The sequence below is a fragment of the Aliidiomarina soli genome (assembly GCF_003986975.1).
GTDB lineage: Bacteria > Pseudomonadota > Gammaproteobacteria > Enterobacterales > Alteromonadaceae > Aliidiomarina > Aliidiomarina soli.
In genome coordinates this window covers 1-17,478 of record NZ_PIPO01000001.1, presented here as the reverse complement: position 1 = coordinate 17,478, position 17,478 = coordinate 1, and the positions used below count along the sequence as shown (strand labels likewise).

17 protein-coding genes and 1 rRNA gene are annotated in these 17,478 nt (G+C 50.3%); 4 read left to right on the top strand and 14 right to left on the bottom strand.

Annotated features, from left to right (window positions below; translation table 11 throughout):
- Positions 1-18: 18 nt before the first annotated feature.
- Both sohB and CWE14_RS00090 read right to left on the bottom strand, forming a co-directional pair.
- Positions 19-1,026, bottom strand: coding sequence for a protease SohB (gene sohB / locus CWE14_RS00095; RefSeq protein WP_126797541.1), 1,008 nt, complete (start codon positions 1,024-1,026; stop codon positions 19-21).
- Positions 1,027-1,173: 147 nt separating this feature from the next.
- Entirely contained in the window at positions 1,174-3,537 is a 2,364-nt protein-coding gene (locus CWE14_RS00090) for a VolA/Pla-1 family phospholipase (RefSeq protein WP_126797540.1), read from the bottom strand.
- A 205-nt stretch (positions 3,538-3,742) separates the two neighbouring features.
- On the opposite strand from CWE14_RS00090, the gene CWE14_RS00085 reads away from it, so the two are divergent.
- Complete coding sequence (locus CWE14_RS00085) at positions 3,743-4,495, top strand: YciK family oxidoreductase (RefSeq protein ID WP_126797539.1); 753 nt, start codon at positions 3,743-3,745, stop codon at positions 4,493-4,495.
- A complete protein-coding gene (locus tag CWE14_RS00080; RefSeq protein WP_157981754.1) occupies positions 4,479-5,273 on the top strand; it encodes a S1/P1 nuclease in 795 nt (264 codons plus the stop codon). Before CWE14_RS00085 ends, CWE14_RS00080 begins: the two co-directional genes overlap by 17 nt.
- 31 nt (positions 5,274-5,304) lie before the next feature.
- On the opposite strand, the gene CWE14_RS00075 is transcribed toward CWE14_RS00080, so the two are convergent.
- Positions 5,305-6,219 carry a CpcT/CpeT family chromophore lyase gene (locus CWE14_RS00075; protein ID WP_126797537.1) on the bottom strand — a complete coding sequence of 305 codons (915 nt, stop codon included), beginning with the start codon at positions 6,217-6,219 and terminating at the stop codon, positions 5,305-5,307.
- A gap of 126 nt (positions 6,220-6,345) precedes the next feature.
- Here CWE14_RS00075 and CWE14_RS00070 point away from each other — a divergent pair, with 126 nt between their 5' ends.
- Complete coding sequence (locus tag CWE14_RS00070; RefSeq protein WP_126797536.1) at positions 6,346-7,377, top strand: WD40/YVTN/BNR-like repeat-containing protein; 1,032 nt, start codon at positions 6,346-6,348, stop codon at positions 7,375-7,377.
- Here CWE14_RS00070 and nqrM read toward each other — a convergent pair.
- From nqrM to CWE14_RS00020, 10 genes are all read right to left on the bottom strand, one after another.
- The gene (gene nqrM / locus CWE14_RS00065; protein WP_126788454.1) at positions 7,374-7,604 is read right to left on the bottom strand and encodes a (Na+)-NQR maturation NqrM; all 231 of its coding nucleotides are present in this window, start codon (positions 7,602-7,604) and stop codon (positions 7,374-7,376) included. The genes CWE14_RS00070 and nqrM overlap by 4 nt on opposite strands.
- Before the next feature lie 155 nt (positions 7,605-7,759).
- Positions 7,760-8,986, bottom strand: coding sequence for an NADH:ubiquinone reductase (Na(+)-transporting) subunit F (nqrF, locus tag CWE14_RS00060; RefSeq protein ID WP_126797535.1), 1,227 nt, complete (start codon positions 8,984-8,986; stop codon positions 7,760-7,762).
- A 40-nt stretch (positions 8,987-9,026) separates the two neighbouring features.
- Entirely contained in the window at positions 9,027-9,635 is a 609-nt protein-coding gene (gene nqrE / locus CWE14_RS00055; RefSeq protein WP_126797534.1) for an NADH:ubiquinone reductase (Na(+)-transporting) subunit E, read from the bottom strand.
- A 3-nt stretch (positions 9,636-9,638) separates the two neighbouring features.
- Positions 9,639-10,271, bottom strand: coding sequence for an NADH:ubiquinone reductase (Na(+)-transporting) subunit D (locus tag CWE14_RS00050; protein ID WP_126797533.1), 633 nt, complete (start codon positions 10,269-10,271; stop codon positions 9,639-9,641).
- Complete coding sequence (locus CWE14_RS00045; protein ID WP_126797532.1) at positions 10,271-11,044, bottom strand: Na(+)-translocating NADH-quinone reductase subunit C; 774 nt, start codon at positions 11,042-11,044, stop codon at positions 10,271-10,273. The genes CWE14_RS00050 and CWE14_RS00045 overlap by 1 nt, the downstream gene beginning before the upstream one ends.
- Entirely contained in the window at positions 11,037-12,239 is a 1,203-nt protein-coding gene (locus CWE14_RS00040; protein ID WP_126797531.1) for an NADH:ubiquinone reductase (Na(+)-transporting) subunit B, read from the bottom strand. Before CWE14_RS00040 ends, CWE14_RS00045 begins: the two co-directional genes overlap by 8 nt.
- Positions 12,240-12,241: 2 nt before the next feature.
- Positions 12,242-13,582, bottom strand: coding sequence for a Na(+)-translocating NADH-quinone reductase subunit A (locus CWE14_RS00035; protein ID WP_126797530.1), 1,341 nt, complete (start codon positions 13,580-13,582; stop codon positions 12,242-12,244).
- Between the two features lie 229 nt (positions 13,583-13,811).
- Complete coding sequence (gene fabV / locus CWE14_RS00030; protein ID WP_126797529.1) at positions 13,812-14,990, bottom strand: enoyl-ACP reductase FabV; 1,179 nt, start codon at positions 14,988-14,990, stop codon at positions 13,812-13,814.
- Between the two features lie 95 nt (positions 14,991-15,085).
- On the bottom strand, positions 15,086-15,397 hold the full coding sequence (locus tag CWE14_RS00025; protein WP_126797528.1) for a BolA family protein: 312 nt from the start codon (positions 15,395-15,397) through the stop codon (positions 15,086-15,088).
- Positions 15,398-15,412: 15 nt separating this feature from the next.
- Positions 15,413-16,069, bottom strand: coding sequence for an alpha-ketoglutarate-dependent dioxygenase AlkB family protein (locus CWE14_RS00020; protein ID WP_126797527.1), 657 nt, complete (start codon positions 16,067-16,069; stop codon positions 15,413-15,415).
- A gap of 39 nt (positions 16,070-16,108) precedes the next feature.
- Between CWE14_RS00020 and CWE14_RS00015 the strand changes: the two genes are divergently transcribed.
- Positions 16,109-16,915, top strand: coding sequence for a DUF6268 family outer membrane beta-barrel protein (locus CWE14_RS00015; RefSeq protein ID WP_126797526.1), 807 nt, complete (start codon positions 16,109-16,111; stop codon positions 16,913-16,915).
- A 254-nt stretch (positions 16,916-17,169) separates the two neighbouring features.
- Here CWE14_RS00015 and rrf read toward each other — a convergent pair.
- Positions 17,170-17,285: ribosomal RNA gene (rrf, locus tag CWE14_RS00010) — 5S ribosomal RNA — on the bottom strand.
- Between the last annotated feature and the right edge of the window lie 193 nt (positions 17,286-17,478).

The window sequence follows — 17,478 nt, the reverse complement described above, 5'->3', positions numbered from 1 at the left end:
TGCACTAACCCTAGTCGTTTAGCGGTGCCAGAAACTCGCTCGTTGCAGCCATTTCAAGAGGACACCTTCAAGGGCTCCCGCTGCACTGTGAGTCAAGCGGTGAGCGACGTTTTGCTTAGGCTTATAGCTAACTTTAATAACATCCGCATTTTTAGCCGCATCCAGCAACAGGTCATCGCTGGTTGAAATCTTATCGACTAATTTCAAATCCAGTGCTTGCGAGCCATACCAGATTTCCCCGGTAGCAACCCGGTCAATATCGACTTCAGGGCGACGCTCTGCCACGTGACGTTTAAACAACTCATGCACATCGTCAATGTCTTCCTGAAACTTGCGGCGTCCCTCGTCGGTGTTTTCACCAAATAAAGTCAAAGTACGCTTGTACTCGCCGGCAGTGATTTGCTCGAAATCAACTTTATTGTCTTTTAACAGACGATGAAAATTAGGGATCTGCGCTAACACCCCAATCGAACCAACCACAGCAAACGGGGCCGCGACAATATGATTCGCCACACAGGCCATCATGTAGCCGCCACTCGCCGCTACTTTATCCACGGTCACCGTCAACGACAGGCCATGATCCCGCAAGCGTTGCAGTTGTGAAGCGGCCAGACCGTAACCGTGGACCACACCACCACCACTTTCGACCCGGACCATCACCTCGTCCTTGTCACTGGCGACCGCCAGCACTGCGCTGACTTCACGACGCAGTGATTCGACTTCTTTGGCATCCATAGAGCCTTTGAAATCGATCAGGAAGACTTTATTGGCCGCATCGACTTCGTGGGCGTCTTCTTTCTTAGCCTCTTTCTCAGCGCGTTTACGGGCCTTTTTTGAGAGTAAACTGTGCTTGATCTGCCGCGTGGTTTTTCGCAGCTCTTTCGACAGATTTTCAACCCGCAGTTCACCTTTGTTTTCTTTCTGCTTTGATGCAGCAGAAACGACAATGCTGACAATAAGGAAAACAGCCACAACGACTATCAATGCCTTACCGACAAATAAACCCAATTCTATTAAAAAATCCACAAAAACCTCATGTAAACAGCTGGTTGAATGCTAAGTGTAGCCTAGTTGCTGCCCAGGCTTAAACACACTCGTCCGCATAGCCATAAAAAAAGCCAGCATTGTAACAATGCTGGCTTTACGTTCGTTTCATGCAATCAGGTAATTCGCTTACTCATCGTTATCTAAGTTGATAACCGTGCCCTGGCTCTCGAGCCAGGTTGCAATCATAAGCTGAATGGCCTGGGTTGTGCCTTCCTCATCATCTTCGCCCTGTTGCAGTAGCGAACCGTGCGAGGCGCCTTCAACCTTGATAAAGCCTGATTGAGGCTCTTCGCCCATCACTGTTTCAGTGACTTCGTCTAAGCCCAATACAACTGCCAGCGGCTCTGTACCAGAAAGCGGTACTGAAGCCTGGTTAGGAATAACTGCATCGTCATTTGCCTGAATTAACAAGCGTGGCGTTTCAGTCTCAACCAAATGACCGGCATAGTTCAATGGGTCAGCGGAATCGATAACCGTTTGTGCAGCAAAGGTAAACTGCTGAATTAACGCTTCCAGCTGAGCACCCTGCAGACCACCAGACTGAGCAGCAAGCTGTTCACGGATCAGCGGGCCAAAGCTTTCGCTGTCAATCAGGAATGGTGCAATACCGCCACCCGCCATCGCAAAGACAGCCTGGTCAATACCGAAGTAGTCACCCAAGGCAAAGCCTTCTGGCATTTGCGGGAACGGTGTATTCGCAATTGCAGTCATGTTAACGCCTGCAATACCACCCAGTGAATGACCAACAAACTTAACGGTATTACCGTCAATTTGTGCACCACCAAACGTCGAATCAGGACGCGACAACGCAAAGCGTAAGGACAGCAAATCAGCCGTGCTCTGACGCACGTTATCACGCGCCGTCAGCAAGCTGCCGAGGTTCAGATACGCCGTCGGATCGCCCTGAGCCGGGTCACCATTAGCATCGGTATACTGAGAGGACGCGTTAATTGGTCCAAAACCACGCTCACCATGCAGCGGGTGATCAATAGCAATTGCAGCATGGCCTGATACCGACAAGGCACCGGCGATAGCCAGGAATTGCTCTTTGTTACCGGTAATACCATGCTGGAAGATCACGACAGGCCAACCGCCAGCTGGCTCGCTGATAGCAGGCAGACCTAGAGTCGCACGCACGCCATTAACCTGGGCTTCAACCGGTACCGACATCCACAGAGGCACTTCAACCGAAGCACGAACCAATGGTAGCGGGTTGTATTTGGTCAGGTGGCGACCATCGTCCAGTACCGCACACGCGTCAGTTGCTGGTAAGTCAGCATAAGCCAGCTCACCTAAGAACACCGCAGGGTTCTCAGTAGCACCAAACTCACCAACCGTCGCTTGCGGCATACCGCAACCAATCAGGTTTTCCGCACTGATACGCCCTTCAGAAAGCGCCAGTCCAACCGTTGCAGGGCTGACAAACTCAGCTTCCCAACGCTCGCTTAGTGGTGCGGTTTGATTTTCAGCAGTAGGTAAGCCACTGAAGTATGGCAGTTCGAAGTTACCGGAATGCAATTCAGCTGTATTCGATACCGCATACTCGAAAAAGAAAGGTTCGCCAGGTGCAGGCTGAGTCGCAGGGAAACCCTCAACATTTTGTGACAGCGCCTGAGCAACAGTCATAGTAGTAAAGGTCGTCTGAATACCTGAAGTCAGTGTTGGCTGACCAGCACCCAGCGCTGCTAAATCGCTCGCCAGATATGACTGCACAACCTGAAGTACCGTATCGATTGACTGAGTAGTGTACAGGGACGTGTAAATCACGTTTTCCGGGTTCACTCCAGCACCATCAAGAACAGCATGATTCTGGCGGACGATGGCCTGAACCTGAGCACCTTGGCCTTCAAGTTCAATATCATCCTGACTGGCTGCGAAATACGTTTGCGATGGACGCACCGCACGACCACGGTCATCTTCGATGCCATCGGTCAACGCGATCATGTAACTGGCTTCAGGCTCAAGCGGACGCAACGGAACAACACTTAACGCGCCACTAACCGAATTGAATGAGGTAGCAAAATCAGTACCGAATTCGAGTTCAGACTGAACTGCACAGGCCACCACGGGCTGCAATGCTGCACATTGCTCGTTTACCGCGTTACCGCCTTCGATCACTTTAAATACACGGACAGCACCTGCCGCTTCCGCTGTCGACGCATCGACAGTTACAGAACGGCTGCCATACTGGCCAGTTGGGTAGTTGAAGCTAAAAACAGCTGGGAAAGTGGTTGACCATCCGTCTAGCGCATCAAGCGCATTGGCCGGGTCATCTGGGCCTTCATTCGGAACTTCCAGAGTACCGTCCTGGGTACCCAGATACAGGAAGTTACTTGGAACTGAAATATCACCTGCAGCCGGATCAAAAGCAACGCGCACGTATGGAACGCCCGCCTGCTCCTGTGACACTGGTGCATCTTCACCATCTGCCAGACAGCCAGTGAGGCCGAGAACGGAGCCAACGGCCACGGAAAGCAATAATTTTTTCATGAGGTATCCCCAATCCTTGTTGTTCTAATGTTAAGCAGCCACCTGGCCGCTTAATATGGGCTTACTCTATTACTGAGTATTTACAGAATTTATACACCCCAATGGGCGAATATTAAAGGTTTTTCTAACAAATTCTTGGCAACTACTGAGTTAGAATTCATAAACAGGTACACTATCGCATATCTTTAACCATGAAGCAGTGATTATGCAAAATTATCAGACTTTTCAGCCCGCTCAGGGCGCTTTCAACGACAAAATCATTCTTGTAACCGGGGCTGGTGACGGCATCGGCCGCGAAGCGGCGCTCAGCTATGCCCGCCATGGTGCTACGATTATTCTACTGGGTCGCACCGTGGCTAAACTAGAGGCCGTGTACGACGAGATCGAAGCAGCCGGCGGCGCCACACCGGCTATTATCCCGCTTGATATGAAAGGCGCTACCGAAGCCAATTACCGCGACATGGCTGCAACCATTATGAACCAGTTTGGTCGCCTTGACGGCCTGTTGCATAATGCGGGCATGTTAGGAGTGCTGTCGCCGTTCGCTCATATTGACCTGGCAACCTGGGAAGACATCATGAAGGTCAATGTAACGGCCCAGTTTATGATGACCAAAGCTTTGTTACCAGTGCTCATGGCAGCGCCAAACCCATCGGTTGTATTCACCTCATCAGGTGTTGGCCGGACCGGCCGGGCCCACTGGGGACCTTATGCGGTCTCCAAGTTCGCCACCGAAGGCATGGCGCAGGTGCTGGCTGACGAATACGACAACAGTCATTTACGGGTCAACGTCATTAATCCTGGTGCGACCCGTACGGCGATGCGTTCAAAAGCCTACCCTGCCGAAGATAAAAGCAAGCTCAAAACAGCAGCTGAAATTATGCCAGTTTATTTATACCTGATGAGCGATGACAGTCTTGGCGTCAGCGGAGAGTCTCTTGATGCACAAACTCGCTAGTCTTATTCTCGCCGCCTGTTTACTGCTTCCGGCAAACGTCCATGCCTGGGGTTTCACCGGCCACGAGTATATCGGAGCCACTGCCTATGAGTATTTAACCCCACAGGCACGTCGTTGGGTCGACAGCCATCTGCAGCGACTTGACGAAACTTCACTGGCATCAGCGACCACCTGGGCGGACCGTGTTCGTGGCACTGAAGAGGGTCGCTTCCTCGGTCCGCTTCACTTCGCTAACATTCCACCAGATGAACAACAGATCGACATGCAACGCCACTGCCCTAACCGTCGCTGTGTGGTGGGTGCGGCAATGAACGCACTGGATGTGATGTTTGACCCGCAGGCAAACCCGACCGCACAAGCCGATGAACTGCGTAAATTCAGTCATTGGATTACCGACTTGCATCAGCCCTTGCATCTTGGTTTTGCTCGGGACCGAGGGGGCAATGACACCTATGTGACCGTAGACGGAGAGCGGATCAATTTACACCGGGTATGGGACTCGCTGATCATTGAGCGCAAAGAGCTCCCGGCTCCGGCTCAACTGGCTGCGCAGAACCCGTTGCCAGAGTCCACCGAGGACTGGTATGAGGCGTTGCAGCTGTGGGCGGAGGAAGCCAACCACCTGGCCCGGGAATATGCCTACGCTGATTTGGAGCCAGGTGATGAATTGGATTCGGCCTATCTTATTCAAGCCAAACAGGTAGTTAAAGAACAACTTACCCGCTCAGCTCAGCGTATGGCAATGATTATAAACGCGGCAGCCGCAGCAAATCAGTAGTGAACAGCCGGTCGCGCCTGCGCCATCGCACTCAATCAGAGCGACTGGCACGAGGGGTTAGTTCGATTTTCAGATAATCTGATTGGTACTCGATCACATCATTCACCGCTACATGTTCCTGATGAACAGTTTCCATCCCATTCAGGTCATATAAAGCGAACTCTGCCTGTTCACCGCCCGTTGTAACAGCAAACTGATAACGCAGCTCCTGCTGTTGCTCGGACAAGCGAATGCCAACGCGCGCACCTTGATTATGCAGCACACCGATTAACTCTGCCTGCCGCCAGCGATCCGTGCCCGGGGCGCGGTACTCAACTTGCGCGTCATAATATTGCATCCGCGCATAGTGGTGGGTGCCAGCAAGATCGCTACGGAGTAACGGCGTATTCGTTGCAAGAAATGCCTGCTCAGTGATTGTCAGAGCGTTTTCACTGAGGCGTAACTGGCTTGACAGGCTCACCTTCTGACCATCACTGCTGCGGTAAAAATAACAGCGTTGGTGATTACGCTCACCTTCAAACTCGCCATTTCGCCAGCGCCAGTTTACCTCACAGCCATATGAGGCTTGCCAGTTCGAGGGGTCGGCTAATTCAGCGGCGCCCAGTTCAGTTTCAACGTTGAATACAGCCTGCCGCCAGCCGCCCCGAACACGCTCAAGCAGATAAATCTGACGACGTATCACCTGGTCCGGTTCAAACAGGTAGGCCTGCTCACTCAAAAATGCATGACCTTGCTCTGCATAATCCAGCGGCTCAATACGTTTAATCACCGGGGTCAGCGATTGCTCCGGCTGGTGGATAGTCTGCTGATAATTAGTAAAATCGCCGGCAAACCACGCGAGGAGTTTTTGGGTGTCTCCTTCCGCAGCAGAGGCTGAAATTGCCAGCCCACTGAGGATGGTCATCAGCACGGTGGCACGCCCTGTTGCTGCTGCTCTTCGAAACATAATCACCCTTGTCAGCACAGCAAAGCTGCGCGCATTTAGTTGCTTTAGAATATGGTCGTGCGACACTATAGCATAAGCTTGAGTTCCTTTTGGTGCTTATAACTTTCCTTAATCAACGAGGTATTCATGACGCTACGCCGGATTTCTGTTGCACTCGGCCTTTCTTTTCTAGCTACAAATGCCGCTGCTGATACGGCGGTAACCCAACTGAATTTACCGCAAGCTGGTGAAGAAACGAGATGGCAAGCTGTGGCCAGCAATACTGCACAAACCCTGTGGCTGGGCAGTACCAACGGGCACGTGGCATATTCTGAGGATGGCGGTAACAGCTGGACGCTTTCGCAACCCGTGGGTCGCGACGGAACCCTTCCCATTACTCAAATCAAAGCCAAGGGAGACCGCGAAGCTTATGTACTTACCTCAGGACGAGGTTCAGACTCAAGGCTTTACCATAGCCGCAACAGCGGCTATAGCTGGAACCAGTTGCACCGTGCCGATGGCGACCGAACACTGCGATGTTTCGACCACGACTCCAATGGTGAAACCTGGATACTGGGCTCTGGCAGAAGCGAGGAATGGCATGCGGTACGCAGTACCAACGGGCGTACCTGGCTTAGTGCCCGTAGTGGCTTTAACCAGCCTGCTCAGGCTAACGAAAGTGGTTTTAATGAGTCAGGCAGCTGTGTTCGCTACGCCAACAATACATGGGCCATGGGCAGCGCTTACGCGGAGCAGGCCCGGTTGATGTACAAATCGAGTACAGGGTTACGTTTCCGGGTCGTTGCTACACCGATTTCAGGTGCCGAGGGCGCCGCGGTGACCTCCGTATGGCCTCTTGGTAACGACGATATCTTGTTTACCGGGGGACTCACCGGAGCAGACACTGAAACGGACAGTGATGCCAGCCAGGTATTCCGCTATCACAACAATGAATTCAGCAACCTGCCAGTACCACCACTTTCCGGGGTCCTTACCAGTTTAACGACGTATCAGGATTATATCTTAGTGGGCAATGCCACGGGTGTCGCCTGGTCGGCGGACTGGGGACAGAACTGGGAAGTGATCGACACCCCTGCCCGACAGCTAAGCTGCACCTTTGAGCAAGGGTGTTATGCCATAGGTCAAAATGGTTTAGTCCACTTTGACCCGGCACGTTAATTAATCTGGTTTTTCTGCCACTCTTTGATTTTTTCACGGCGCTCGTGCTTAGCCATGTGCGCCTTTTTTTCGTCACACGGATTATCACAGTCACAGGCTTTTTCGATCCCCATGGCGCCGAGGCCACCACAACTACCTGAGATAGACTTACGTTGCACCATGTAACCAATAGCCATTGCTGCAAAACCAATAACCATCATGATGAACACCAACAAAAACGTCTGCATTACTACTCCGCGCTTTAAAGAATCTGTGCGTATTATACGCAATAATTTACCCGGCTTCACCCTTTACCGTCGCCAGCCTTGCATTACCAGCGAGCAAATAAAAAGGCCGCCCTTAGTGGGGCGGCCTTGTACTATCATATTAACAAGCTGGTGAATTAACCACCGAAGTCATCCAACATGATATTTTCATCTTCGACACCAAGATCTTTCAGCATGTTGATCACAGCCGCGTTCATAACCGGCGGTCCACACATGTAGAATTCACAGTCTTCTGGTGCAGGGTGATCTTTCAGGTAATTTTCCATCAACACATTGTGAATGAAACCTGTGAAACCTTCCCAGTTGTCTTCTTCGGTTGGATCAGACAGCGCTACGTGCCACTCGAAGTTTTCATTCTCGTCGGCCAGCATATCGAAATCTTCAACGTAGAACATTTCACGCTTAGATCGAGCACCGTACCAGAACGAAATTTTACGCTTAGAGTTGAGTCGGCGTAACTGGTCAAAAATATGTGACCGCATCGGCGCCATACCAGCACCACCACCGACAAAGATCATTTCAGCTTCAGTTTCTTTGGCGAAGAACTCACCAAATGGTCCTGAAATGGTCGCTTTATCACCGGCTTTGAGGCTGAAAATGTACGATGACATTTTACCTGGTGGCAACGTCATGTCATTTGGCGGTGGCGTAGCGATACGCACGTTGAGCATGATGATGCCTTCTTCGTCCGGGTAGTTTGCCATTGAGTAGGCACGAATCACTTCATCGTCTACCTTCGACTCAAGGTCAAAGAACTTAAAGCGTTCCCAGTCACCACGGTACTCTTCAGCCACGTCGAAGTCTTTAAACTTAACGTGATGCGCAGGCGCTTCGATCTGAATATAACCACCAGCACGGAACGGAACAGACTCGCTATCCGGAATTTCCAGCACCAGCTCTTTAATGAAGGTCGCTACGTTGTCATTTGAACGAACAGTACAATCCCATTTCTTGATCCCGAAAACTTCTTCAGGCAATTCAATTTTCATGTTCTGTTTAACATTCACCTGACACGACAGGCGCGCACCGTCCCGCGCTTCACCACGAGAAATATGGTCACGCTCAGTTGGCAGAATCTCACCGCCGCCTTCTTTAATTTTAACGATACACTGGCCACACGACCCACCGCCACCACAGGCTGAGGATACGAAGATACCTGCGTTAGCCAAGGCGCCTAATAGTTTAGAGCCGGGCTGCGTCGTGATTTTCTTATCTGGATCATCATTGATGATGATTTCTACGTCACCAGAAGGTACCAGCTTTGATTTTGCGAACAAAATCACTACAACCAAAGCTAATACAATAATGGTGAACAGGCCTACGCCAAGATATATTTCTTGCATCGACTTGTTCCTTTTATTCCTGATTCATTACAACAAGGGCCTACAGAGACACGCCAGAGAACGACATGAAGCCCAAACCAATTAAGCCGGTGCTGATAAAGGTAATACCCAGACCACGTAAACCGTCAGGAATATCAGCATACTTCAACTTCTCACGCACAGCCGCCAGCAAGACGATTGCCAGTGCCCAGCCCACACCACTACCTACACCGTAGACTACGGACTCGGTAAAGTTGTAATCACGCTCAACCATGAACAGCACACCACCAAAGATAGCGCAGTTAACGGTAATCAATGGTAGGAAGATACCCAAAGCGTTATACAGCGCGGGCAGAAACTTATCCAAAGCCATTTCCAGGATCTGAACCAACGCTGCAATAACGCCGATAAAGGTCAGGAAGCGCAGGAAGCTTAAGTCCGCGTCCGGGAAGCCAGCCCAGCCAAGTGCGCCAGGAGAAAGAACAAAGGTGTTCACCAGGTTATTAATCGGTACGGCAAGACCCAGCACCACAATAACTGCTACCCCAAGGCCCATAGCCGTAGTAACTTTCTTCGATACCGCAAGGAAAGTACACATGCCAAGGAAGAATGAAAGCGCTAAGTTTTCGATGAAAACGGCGCGAACAAACATTGTTAAATAATGTTCCATTGTTTACTCCTTCGCCTCAACTTGCTCGGTGCGGAAGGTACGCAGTACCCAAATGAAACCACCGATAATAAAGAACGCACTTGGTGGCAATACCAGCAGACCCACTGGGGTATACCAGCCGCCTTCGGTTGCCAATGGCAGAATTTGTAAACCAAATAAGCTACCTGAACCAAACAGTTCGCGGAAAAACGCAACCGTTAGCAGAACGATGGAATAGCCTAAGCCATTCCCGATACCATCCAGTAACGCCATGCCTGGTGGCTCTTTCATCGCAAATGCTTCGGCACGTCCCATAACGATACAGTTGGTAATAATCAAACCAACGAAGACCGATAGTTCTTGTGCAATATCGTACGCATAGGCCTGCAGAACCTGATCAACCACGATAACCAGACTCGCAATGATGGTCATCTGGACGATAATCCGCACACTCGATGGAATGTGATTACGAATCAACGAAATCGAAAAGTTCGACACGGCGACTACAAAGGTCAACGCCAGGCACATTACCAGGGTGTTATCCATGCTACCGGTAACGGCAAGCGCAGAACACACACCGAGAATTTGCAATGCAATTGGGTTGTTGGCAAAGATAGGGCCAAACAACACCTGCTTCATTTCTTTTGCACTAGCCATTACAACACCTCTCCTTCACGCAGTTTTTGCAGGAACGGGCCATATGCCGTGTCACTCAGCCAGAACTGGAACGTGTTGTCCACGCCGTTACTGGTGATAGTAGCACCCGACAATGCATCCACTTCGTTATCCTGTGGGTTTGCGCCTTTGGTGACGCGAATTTCCACGTTCCCCTCGCTATCCACCGCTTGCTTGCCTTCGAAGTTGCTAACCCAGCGTGGATTCTGAATTTCGCCACCAAGACCTGGAGTCTCAGAGTGGTCGTAGAAGTTCAGCCCAGCGATGGTTTGACCGTCGCTCTCCAGTGCCAGTAGTGCATACATCATGCCCCACAAGCCTGCACCGCGAATGGGTAAAATATAAGATTCAACTGACTCGCCGTCTTCACCCAGTGCTACATAGAACATCGTGTACTGTTCAAGGTCTCGAACACCAGCAACATCTTCGTCAGCACTTAAGCGACGGGCAACTTCACCCTGGCTTTCAGTGTCAGCTGCTGCTGCGAGTTCTTCTTCACTGGCTGAAGTGAGTTCGTAAGTCTCCATATTCAGGCGATACTCACGAATACGCTCGGCATAGATGCTAGCGGCTTCCCCACTAGGAAAGTCGATTCGCGCTGCTTGCAACACGTTGCGCTGCATTGCCAACGCGGCGTTAGCTTCCTGACGGTCTTTAAGGCCAACGGCCGCGCCAGATACGATGATGGAACACACCAGACATAGTGCGATCACCACGATAAATGTTTTACTGGTGCTCTCATTCTTTTTAGACATGGCGTAACTTCCTCCGCTTCATATTTGCCTGCACCACGAAATGGTCGAAAAGTGGTGCAAATACGTTGGCAAACAGAATGGCTAGCATGATGCCTTCAGGGAAGGCTGGGTTGATAACGCGAATCATCACCGTCATGAAACCAATCAAAATACCGTAGGCCCATTTACCTCTGTTGGTAAAGGATGCTGATACCGGGTCGGTCGCCATGAACATCATACCGAAGGCAAAGCCACCGACAACCAGATGCCAGTACCAAGGCATTGCGAACATCGCGTTACTGTCACTACCCAGTAGGTTCAGCAAGCTTGAGAACAACACCATACCGACAAATACACCACCAACAATGCGCCATGAAGCGATGCGGAAGTAAATTAGAGCCAAACCACCGATAAGAATCATCAGGGTTGAAACTTCACCGACTGAACCAGGGATTTTACCCAGGAAGGCGTTCACCCACAGAGCCATATCTGAATAGTCCAGGTCGCCCTGGAAAGCCTGAGTCAGTTTAGTCGCACCGGCATACCCGTCTACTGCGGTCCACACCTGGTCACCAGTAATGGCAGCCGGGAATGAGAAGTAGAGGAATGCACGACCAGTAAGGGCCGGGTTAAGGAAGTTACGACCTGTGCCGCCAAATATTTCCTTACCAATCACGATACCGAAGGTGATACCCAGTGCTACCTGCCACAATGGAATAGTTGCTGGCAGAATCAATGCGAAAAGAACAGAGGAAACGAAGAAACCTTCGTTTACTTCATGCTTGCGAATTGATGCAAACAGTACTTCCCAGAAGCCACCGACAAAAAAGGTCACCGCGTAGATAGGCAGGAAGAAACAGGCGCCGTACCACATCATAGTGGCCCAACCCGCATCACCGCCCAGTTCGCCACCTAACGCCTGGAACAAGCCCACTTGCCAGATATCAGCAAGTTGGTAACCGTCCATTACCGCCAGGTTTGCCTGAAAACCAACGTTCCACATACCCCAGAACATCGCTGGAAAGGTCATCATCCATACAAAGATCATGATCCGTTTCAGGTCAATGCTGTCACGTACGTGCGTAGTCGCTTTAGTAGTCATACCAGGGGTATACAGAATGGTCGCAACTGCTTCATACAGTGCATACCACTTTTCGTGCTTTCCACCCGGTTCAAAGTTCGGTTCAATACGTTCTAAGTAATTCTTGATGCTCATGATTAGCCTTCTTTCTCAATGGTCGTGAGAACCTTACGAAGAGCTGTGCCATATTCATACTTGCCTGGGCAAACATAAGTACACAGAGCCAAATCTTCTTCGTCCAACTCCAGACAGCCTAACTCCTGAGCGGTCTCGATGTCGCCAGACACAATTGCACGCAGCAACAGTGTCGGAATCACATCCAGCGGCATAACACGCTCATAGTTGCCAATTGGCACCATTGCACGCTCAGAACCATTGGTTGACGCATTCATATCAAACTTCTTCTTAGGAATGATATGCCCTAAGTAAGCACGGGTAATCGAATGCATCTCTTTGCCAGGCCAGATCCAGCCAAACAACTGTTTCTCGTCGCCTTCACCCAATAGTGATACCTGGTTATGGAAGCGGCCTAAAAAGGCATGTGAGCCATCGGCTTTGTGACCATTAAGCACAGAGCCCGAGACCACGCGTTGGTTGCCCTCTTTAACTTCACCGGCAAGCAAATCATCCAGGCTTGCGCCCATACGAGTACGCAGTAAACGCGGTTTAGTTGCTGCAGGACCTGCTACAGACACCACTCGATTGGTGAACAGTTCACCCGTGGTAAATAACTTACCGAAAGCGATAACGTCCTGGTAACCAAGGTGCCAAACGCTGTATTTGAAATCAGCGCCTTCAATGAAGTGAATATGAGTACCGACGTTACCTGCAGGATGAGGTCCTTTAAAGGTCTCGTGATTTACCGGTGCATCACCGAAATCGATGTTGGCGTCAGGCGCAGTGGCAACATGAAGTTTACCTTCCGTTAAACGGCTAACGACTTTTAGACCATCGATAAATGCCTGCTTTTCTTCATTGATAATCAAAGCAGGATCAGCGGCCAGTGGATTGGTATCCATCGCATTCACAAAAATAGCTTTTGCTTCAGCATCCAGGGCTGGTGAGCGCGAGTACGGGCGGGTGCGCAACGCAACCCACATGCCTGACTCAACCAGGTTTTCCTGAACTTTTTCGCGGCTTAAGTTAAGTAGCTCTTTCGAGTCATACTTGGCAAAGGTTTCCTGCTCGTCGCCATCGATATCGATAACAACAGATTGCAGAACACGCTTGGCACCACGATTGATGGCTTTGACTACACCAGCTGCAGGAGCCGTGAACTTAACACCCGGATTCTTTTTATCTTCAAAAAGAACCTGACCTTTTTTGACCCGGTCTTCGACCTGGACTTGCATGGTCGGGCGCATTCCCACGTACTCTTCACCTAGCGTAGCGACTGATTTGACGGTTTTACCGTCTTCAATAGTTTGTTGTGGAGCGCCTGAGATAGGAACGTCCAAACCTTTCTTTATCGTAATCATACGCGTTAGCACTACTCAATTTAGGGAAGATTGAAACTTTATTTCGGCCTGACGACCAAATTCCTTATAAAAACATGCTCGCGCCCATACCTGACACAGTCGAGTGCCAGCATGAGCGCGTATAAATTCTTCTTACACCTAAGGCCGCGATTTTAGCATTTTTTTACATTACCTTTCTACGCTATTTAGAAAGCCAATATATTCCAAGCTAAAACCTCGGCGCCATAGTTTACCAGTTTACGAGCGGATCTACATCCTGTTCGTAGTCAACATTGTCAAATCCGAAGCCGAAAAGGTGCAGAAAATCCTGATGATACCCTTCGTAATCAGCCAACTGATGGAAGTTGTCCTGATTTACCTGATGCCACAAGGTTTCAATTTTGGCCTGAGTCTGGTCATTGGTCTCATGGCCATCCATACGCAGGCGATGCGCATCATCCAGGCTCGGGTTGGCCGCGTACAGTCCCTCTGAGAGCAGCCGATAGGTCTGTTCAATGCAGCCTTCATGGGTGCCCTCTTCTTTCATCACCCCATACATCAGCGAAATATACAACGGCATAACCGGGATAGCAGAACTCGCCTGCGTCACTAACGCTTTTAGCGACGACACGTAAGCTTCCAGTTGCACATCGGTGTACTGGGTGCGTAACGCATCTGCAGCCCGATCCAGATCTTCTTTCGCTTTACCGATAGTCGCATGACCGTATATAGGCCAGGTGAGCTTCTTGCCAATGTAAGTGTAAGCAGTGGTTTTGGCCCCTTTCGCCAGTACGCCTGCATCGTGCAATGCTTTAATCCAGCGCTCCCAGTCTTCACCGCCCATCACTTTAACGGTATTATTAATCTCATCATCCGTTGCAGGCTCGAGGCTGATTTCATGTACCTTGTCTTTGTCAGTGTCATAGGTCTTCGTGGTATAGGATTGACCTACTGGCTTGAGTGTTGAACTGAATACGTCGCCGCTCTCCGGATCTTTGCGCTTTGGTGATGCGAGACTATAAATCACCAGATCAACCTCACCCAGATCCGCTTTAATCGCTTCAATCACTTCAGTTTTAAGCTCGTCTGAAAATGCATCCCCATTGATAGTTTTTGCATATAAGCCAGCTTCACCGGCCTGCTGATGAAAAGCCGCTGTGTTGTACCAGCCTGCAGTCCCGGTTTTTCGTTCAGATGGTTCTTTCTCAAAACAAACACCCAGAGTTTTAGCACCACCGCCGAACGCGGCCACAATGCGGGTCGCCAGGCCATATCCGGTCGAGCTTCCGATAACCAGAACACGTTTTGGCGCGTCGTTAACGGCTGGCTGTCGTTTCACATACTCAATTTGACGTTTTACGTTCTCTGCACAGCCAACTGGATGTGCGTTAGTGCAAATGAATCCGCGAATTTTAGGTTTTATGACCATGGTCTTTCCTTGCAAAAGTAAATTAAACAGTATGTTTTAACTCAACAAATGTCAGCTAGTGTACTTGAAACCAGCGCTCCAACACATCTGAGTTGCTAATCGGTTTTACTGCCACCCCTACAGGCTGGTGATAACGGCGCATTGCCCTTTTCTACCCATTCTTCCGGGGTGTAGGTATGTAGCGCAAGCGCGTGAATATGCTCAGCCAGCTCTTCTGCTAGAACCTCATTCACCGAACGGTGACGATTGAGTAAGCGCTCACCTTTGAAGCCAGAGCTGACGATGACCACTTTAAAGTGAGACTCAGTCGCCGGGCCCGAATGCATATGGCTTTCGTTCAACACATCAAGATACTCGGGGGTAAATACCCTCTCTAGTTTTTGCTCTATAAGCTGCTGCATACTCATCTCACTTACCTCTTTCTACTTCAGGCCGTTTGCTCTGATTGTACGACCATTAACCTGCCTGAAAGTAAGATTAATTCGACCATCCAGACAGCGTTTACGCGTTGGAAGGCCATGTTGCCAATGCTGTTGTAACTGCCCACCCATGATTAACAGGCTACCGTTTTCGAGCTCGATATCAATGCGTTGCCGGCTACCTTTATGGCGCAACTGAAAGCACCGTGTCGCCCCTAAAGAAATCGAGGCTATGGTGGGTGCAGGGCCCAGCTCAGGTTCGTTGTCACTGTGCCAGCCCATACGATCCTCACCATTGCGATAGCAGTTGGCCAGCACAGAGTTACTCGCCATCCCGCTCTCGCTAAGCTTGTTGCGCAATACCGCCAGTTCAGGTGTCCAGGGATTAGGGGTCAAAGTACGTCCCGAATACTGGTAGTTGGCATCGGCATCACCATACCACGCCTGCAACCGGGGAATTAAATGCCACTTACCAAATACCTGAATGCGATCTTGTTGCCACTCAAGTGTTTGCGACAGTTTGCTATAGTACCTATTGGATTCATCTCTGGTCAGCCAACCAGGAATATAGAAAAGGTCACCGTCGGTAATGTCGACCCGATAAGGTTGCAGTTCGTTTGCGATGTAAAGTCGTCTCGATGCTACGGCGAAATGTGACATAGTGATCTCACCTGGTGACTACAACAAGGAACAGCGTTTATGCCAAACAGCATTCTGCTCACTCTAATGCATGGGATGGGTATTCTAACACTTTTAACGACCGCTTCTGCAAATGCCGCAAGCGTCGATCTTGAATGGCAACGCCTTGGTTCCGGCAGTGATGAGAACTTTGCAGTGTCGGATAGTTGGAGCCTGACAGGTGAACATCAGGCTTTGCTTTTTTCGGCAGAGCAACGCTTGTATCACTTTAGTCAGAATTCAAGCATTTACACCCATATTAACCCCGGTGTCCAGTACCTTGCTTCACTCAATGACGAGTGGTCACTATGGCCTAGCCTCCGGGTTCGGCTGGGCTTTCGTGATTCAATTAATTCGCAGGCTATTACCTATAATCCTCAGTTCGCGCTTATCCGCCAGGGGAAGGGCAATATCGCCTGGGTCGGTGGTGTCGGGATGCTCCTGCATGATACTGAGAATGTTCTTTACCCCGTTATCGGCCTTGTGTTTACCGAAGAGGATGCAAGCCGATGGTCAGGCAACCTGACCATCCCTCAGGCAAAAATAAGCTATCGACTGAATGACACCTGGTATCTGGATGCCGGGCTGAAGTGGCAAACTCGCTTCTATTCGCAGCAGGACAGCAACGTACCGGTAATCAAGCATCAGGATATCTTACCCTCGTTCGGGGTTCGCTATGCGCTTGCTGACGAGGTTAGCTTCAGTGCACAGGTTACTTACAGTCTTGAGCGTGAGGTTCGTCTTTATGATCAGTCCCAGCAACGTGTCGCTACACTTGAGCCTGCCAGTAAGGCGGGTTTGATGGTTGGAGTGCATTGGGTTTTTTAAATCTGGATGAGTGCTCGGTTTGGGGATTGGCTGTCGATGGTAGATGGTGCTCGGTGTGGGGATGGGCTGTCGGTGGTAGATGGGCAACCCAGGCGCGGGGCTTGAATCTTGAATGGGTCTGCAGGTGCCAGCAACGTTCACCATCTCGTTCCCATTCAAGATTCAAGGCCCGTGTGCGGCCGGCGAGGCCTGCTTTTAAACAACCATAAGCAAAAAGGCCACCCAGATGGGTGGCCTTTTTGACTTATATGGATGCCTGGCGGTGTCCTACTCTCACATGGGGAAGCCCCACACTACCATCGGCGCTGACATGTTTCACTACTGAGTTCGGAATGGATTCAGGTGGTTCCACGTCGCTATGGCCGCCAGACAAATTTGGTTCAACTTCAACAAGCTGTTGCAACATCAACGTCATCATCTCGATAGACGCTGCGTTAAAAAAATCTCTGTCAGTAATACCCTCAACACGCACTCGTGCAGAGTCATACGTCTTTGGTGTTGTATGGTTAAGCCTCACGGGCAATTAGTACAGGTTAGCTCAACACATTACTGCGCTTCCACAC